General features: G+C 43.1%; 4 protein-coding genes. 1 reads left to right on the forward strand and 3 read right to left on the reverse strand.

All coding sequences use genetic code 11. The annotated features are described in order from the left end of the window. Positions 1–811, forward strand: an 811-nt coding sequence (locus ACKI5B_RS02060) for a hypothetical protein (RefSeq protein ID WP_407425338.1), incomplete at its 5' end; no start/stop codon positions are given. Between the two features lie 77 nt (positions 812–888). Here ACKI5B_RS02060 and ACKI5B_RS02065 read toward each other — a convergent pair. From ACKI5B_RS02065 to ACKI5B_RS02075, 3 genes are all read right to left on the reverse strand, one after another. Beyond that, positions 889–1,107, reverse strand: a complete 219-nt coding sequence (locus ACKI5B_RS02065; RefSeq protein ID WP_407425339.1) for a hypothetical protein — start codon at positions 1,105–1,107, stop codon at positions 889–891. A gap of 55 nt (positions 1,108–1,162) precedes the next feature. Further along, a complete protein-coding gene (locus ACKI5B_RS02070) occupies positions 1,163–1,696 on the reverse strand; it encodes an Rpn family recombination-promoting nuclease/putative transposase (RefSeq protein WP_407425340.1) in 534 nt (177 codons plus the stop codon). A 168-nt stretch (positions 1,697–1,864) separates the two neighbouring features. Then, positions 1,865–5,901: pectate lyase family protein (locus ACKI5B_RS02075; RefSeq protein WP_407425342.1), on the reverse strand; the 4,037-nt coding region annotated here is incomplete at its 5' end.

The raw sequence follows: 5,901 nt of genomic DNA on the forward strand, positions 1-5,901 counted from the left end.
TTCAGATAGAACAAATGCAGCTTATGCAAAACAGGAAAATGCAAATAAAGATACTGCCAGTACTACACCAACAACATGGTCTAACCATTCAATCGCTTTCCTTGCTGACGGAAGTTTCGGCTTCGGTAAAGCAGAAGCAATCGTAAAAGTTGGCGACTACGGCTCATTGAAAAAGAGCGAAACCGGCGATGCTGCTAAAGAAGAAGCAACTGCTGTTGCATTCGGTGCTTATGTTCAGCCAAAAATTATGGACGGTCTTGCTTTGACTGTCGGTGGTAACGGTTCTTTGATTGATGGCAAATTCACTGACTGGGGTGCTGACTTACGTGCACGCTATGTTGCTGGTGCTTTGAGCATTTCTTCATTCAACGCTTTGAGTGCAGTTACTGATGATGGCGTTGTAGCTTTCAGTGCTAAATGTTCGTCAACAAAAGGTATCGCTCCTAAAAGTGTAGAACCAAAAAGTCTGGGAAAAGTTGCTGGAGATACACTTAACAATACACAGATTATGTCTAACAACATCCTTGTTCGATACAAGGTTAATGACAAATTTGCAGTTACAGGTATTGTCGGAGATATGATTACATTGGGTGATAAACCAGGTCTTGATACAGACACAACAAAAGCAAAGAATACATCTGTAGATTCACAGATTGATCTCCGTGCTTCATTGTGGTGTCAGTTCTACGCAGCTGCAAAAGCATTTGTTCATGTTGGTGTTGTAGAGTGCGTATCAAACATCAACGAAGCTAACGAAGGAAAAGCATTCCATACATTTGCAGTTCCTGTTATCTTGCGTGTACAGATGTAATTGTAATCACATCTAACTTACTTTCTAAATTATGGGAAGAAAATCCCCATTGCAAAGCGCAGTGGGGATTTTCTTGCTTAAAGTGAGTTGATTTCTTCGATGGAAAGACCAGTGGATTTCAAAATCACATCAAGAGCAATATTTGATTGTTTGAGGATTCTTGCTGTTTCAATTGCTTTGTTGTGTTCTCCCTGCTTTAAACCTTGAGAAATTCCTTGATTTCGCTCGTCTTCACGGAGCATCTGCAAATCCATGTATTCTTTGTATTCGCGCGGTGACATTTTTAATGTATCCATAAGCTCCTTCAGTTTATCTGTATAGGTTGATTTTGACTCTTTTGAAACTAAATATTCAAAAAAAATCCCGAAGTTCTGTATTTTTTATTTTATCTCTGGCACTTACATTATAAAATATTTTAAAGCTTCTGTCATTTAATTTTATTGTGCTGTTTTCTGCGCAGATGTTTTCAAAACTGTAAACTGGAAGACCTTTATTGAATAAATCCTCGAGGCATATAAAGATTACAAAATTGTCTTTTAAACTTGAATACGGATTTCCTTTCTGTAAAAATTCAACATCCATAAGTGACTGGTAATAGCGTGCCCTTTTTGACAGGTCACTTCGTAAGATTGTCTGCATCTCAATGTCAAAGTCGCGCTCCGGGTCGCTTGTGTGAACATCCATTCTGATTCCGCGGGCTCCGTAGCTTGCCTGTAAAGTTTTTTCCTGTTCCGGATATTCGATGTCTGTAATTTTTATATTAAGCATCATTTCGAGAAGTGTTTTACAGACATCTTTGTTCGACATGATTTTTCCGAACACGAAATTGTCTGCCAGTGTCAGACTTTCCCACTTTTCTCTGATTGTCATCTGTTTTTCCTGCATTTCTGCCTCCTTTTGTAATTTCATACATATAGTTATTGGAGGGAAATGCAGTTCTTGGGCAGGAAAATTATTAAAAAGATAATAAATTACAGAATCACACTTCTAATTTTTAACAAAACTCAAATCTTATCCCCATTGCAAAGCGCAGTGGGGATTTTTTATTGTAAATTAATTGATTGTTACATCACCTGCTCCAGCCTCGCTCGGCAGGTTTGATTGCACGGTTGCGGCTGTATCTGCGCTGTAGGTGTAGGCAGCAGGTCCTGCGGAGAAGAGCGTGTCACCTACGGTATTTGTAAGCGAAGTTCCGCTTGAAGCATTGTTCGTGTTTCCGCTGGCGTACAGTGTTCCGCTTGTTGAAGAAGAGCCACTGTCACTGAAAGCGTACTTAATGCCACTGTCAAAATAGTTGTTTTCTGCGTAAATTACAGAGCCTTTGCGTACGCCTACCGCATACTGCTGGGTATATGTGCCGCTTGAGTAAGCATAGTAGTTGTTGTACAGGTGCATTGTCGTGTTACGGACCATCGGCAGACGCTGACCACAGTTGTAGAAATAGTTGTGGTGATACGTAATCAGACGTGTAGATGCACTTCCCTCGCTATCGCTAGAACCAATCAAAGAAGTCTTGTCATGGTTTTTGAACTTACAGTAAGAAACGGTGATATTTGCGCCTGTTCCCTTAATGTCGAGTAAGCCGTCATAAGTCTGCCACTTTTCTTCTGTGGTTCCGCCTGTATACACATGAGAGAGCGTCATAGTATCCTGAATAGTACAGTGGTCAATCCAGATGTAAGAACAGCTGCCCTGAATGGTAATGCAGTCCCACTGTGCGTTGTAGCCGTCGCTTGTTACGCCGTCATCCTTTACTTCGTGGTGGGGGAACGGGTCGTAGGCATCCTGAATGACGAGGTTACGAAGCTGTACATTTGAGACTCCGGACATGCTGATATTAGCACCCTTAATTCCGCTTGAAGCGTCTTTACCAACAATGATTGTGTTTGATTTTACAACAAGCTGAATCTGACTCTTGTAAGTGTCGCTGAGTTTCCGCAAATCATCGTACAAAGCGGTGTTGCCACTGCCAGATGTTTCATCATCACTTGTTGTGCTGCAGGCAGCAGCGTAAGCTGCAACCCATGCTTCATAGTCTGAATATGTTCCGCCAGATGTTGTATTTACAAAGCTGTCGAGCGAAGTTGTTGTTCCGCCACCGGTTGAAGGCAGCAAACCGTCAGTCATATCAATCATGCCGTCAACAATGATGAAGTAGTTGCCAGCCTTTGCGTATGTTACAAGGTCTGAGCGGCTAGTAACAGTAACGCTTGTGTAGGTTGTTGAACCGTAGGTAGAAGAATAGCTGACTCCCGCATAGCCGGTCGGAACATCGCTTGAAGAAATTGTAAGCGTGCTGCTTCTAGCTGAACTGTCGCTGTCTGAGATTGTGCTTCCGTCATCATTGATAAAATCGCTTGCACTTGCCTTTACCGTTACCGTAAATGCAGAGCTTGTAACGCCGTCTACAGTTGCAGTAATGGTTGCAGTTCCGGCAGCAGTTCCTGTTACGACCATTGAGCTTGTTGTTGTTGAAGCAAGCGTTACATAGTCAGAACCGCTTGCAATTGCCCATGTGTATGTTTCGTCAGTTGGTGTTACGTCCGGGGTTGCGGTAAGAGTAACAGAGTTACCTGCAATCATCGCTGCCGAGCCGGAAATTGTAACAGAGCTTACGCCATCTGTTGTTGAACCGTAAACAATCTCTACGCCATATACATTAATTCCGCTTCCACCTGAATAGATGTAATATGTACCAGCAGAAAGATTATTTACCGTAAACGAGTCTGCTGTAGTCAAACTTCCAGAACCGACAACGGTAGAACCATTAGACACGTTAAGAGTTCTGCTAGCACTTGTTTTTCCAGAAACAGCATATACAGTTATTGAAGCAGCGTCCGTCAAAGTGAACTGCATAGCACGGCTTGTTGTAGAACCACTTCCGCCTAACTGCAATTGTTTTGTAAATGTATAATCGCCTATCGTTGTTGAAGTACAAGACGCAATAGCTAGCGAAGCTGATGAAGTTCCAATGAGCGTCATAATTCCATAATTTGTAGAATCCGTACTAGTAATGGTAGCTACCTCGTAATCACTAGCATTCCACATTACGGTCGTAGTTTCGGAAGTTTCTTCGCTGCCAGTTGAGGATTCCTCACTAGTTGATTCTTCGCTGTTAGCGGTAGTGTAGGTTACGACGATTTTTGTCAGGTATGTTGTTCCCGTATAGGCAACAGTAACCGTACTCGCCGCTGTTACTTCATATACCGTTGAATCAATCTGAGATGTTGAGCCAGAACTTGTACTGAATGAAGTTGAAGACTGGCTTCCGGCAGTAATGGTACCGCTTGCTGCATAGCAGTAATACACAGTTACGGTGCAGGCATCTGTTACAGCAAAACTGATTGAAGAGCCATTGCCACCAGAGGCGTAGGCACTGTTATTCCAGCCGATACTTGTACAGGTTAAATCAGTGTAAGTTGTAGGATTTGCGCTAGAAAAATCATACACAACACTTGTTGTTACTGCTTCTCCGCTCAAAGTTTCGCTTGAGCTGTCATCGGCTACAGTGTATCCGCGGTCAGAAATGAGCGTGTCAATATCCCAGTTTGTCGAGCTGTCTTTTGCATAGCAGGCATTAGTGATGTCGTAGTAACGGTTCAAAATTGCATGGCGGCCAGAGTACTCATTTGTATACTCGGTGTCTGTAATTGTACCGTAAGCAGAGGTGCTTGTAGTTGAGCTTGTTGCGGTGCTGTTTGTAACGCCGTATTCTTTCCAGCCGACATCTGCGCTGGAACCATACAAAGTATCGCTCAAATATTCCGGTTCGTTTCCAATATACCAGCGGCTAGCTGCCAGTGAACCGCTTCCAGAGAATGTTGAGTTTACGATTGCAGCCTGGTCGTAATATGTTGTGCTTGATTTTCCTGTTGCACGGCGGGCATAGTAAGCGGTAACACCACTGTCTACCGTAACAGTTGAATTCAAGAGGACGTAGCCTTTACCTATAGATGTTCCGCTTGTTGAGCCGACTCGTGTTTCAAAAAGATAGGCGGCAGTTGCACTCGTGTTCAGACATTCGATAGCGCAGTTTTCAAACAGAGCAACAGAGCTGGTACCCCACATAAAGTCAACATCACCGGCAACATAAGAGCCGTAGAACCAGACCTTATCACCAGCTGTTAGAATGGTATCCTGCAGGCTTACAAATGAAGAATTATAGGCATTTACATAGCCTGTTGAGCAGGCATAATACAAGGTTTCAGCCTGGTAGCTTCCGTTTGAAGTATACGAGCCATCCGCAGTATACGAAGTTGTACGCTGGGTAAGATTTTTGAGCGTTACATTTTCAAATGTTAAATCGCCGCTGCCCTTAAAGTAGAACGACGGACGTGTGTGCGTTGAGTTATTCATGTACACATTGTTTACATACTCAATAACAACATCGCTTCCGTAGGTTGCGGTACCCTGACCTTTTAAGATGATGTGTGCGCCCTTACCCTGAACAGAAATCAGCTCATAGTACGGCGTTCCAGTTGCGGCAATGTCAATTTCGTATGTGCCGCTAGACTTGCTGGCAGCTGCGAACAAAGCTCCGTAAACCGAGAAGAAGTCTGCGCTGTTATTGGTTGTGGCGTTGCTGACTGTCATTGTGGCGGCGGCAGAGGCGGCTGCTTTTGTGGTAAAACTCCAGTCGGTTGTTCCGTCTTCAAATAAAAATCCGTCGTATGAAGAAGGAATGTTAATTATATCACTTACATCAACTGTATAGGTGGTTAACCCCTGAAGAACGGTTGCACTTGTAGTACCATTGTAATGCGGCTGAATGTAAACAGAATTTCCGTCTGTACGAACCTGCTGCTGGTTTCCTACATTTACAGTGTAGCCGCTCTGTGTACTCTGAGATTCGTCGGCTGTTGTAGAATTAACAGTTATCGTATCTACAGTAGAACTTGAATCAGAAATCGTAACTGCAGTACCAGAAACTAAAGAAGGTTCACTTTCAAATGTTAAAACTAGCTGTGTATCAGTAAAGACATCTGTTGCACCCTGTTCCGGATAAAGAACTGGTACAAGGTAATTAAGAGCTGCTGAAGATGAAGAAGATGAAACAGTCTTTGAAGTTGCCTGTCCTCCAAAATAAACAG

The sequence above is a fragment of the Treponema sp. genome, assembly GCF_045657965.1.
Taxonomy (GTDB): domain Bacteria; phylum Spirochaetota; class Spirochaetia; order Treponematales; family Treponemataceae; genus Treponema_D.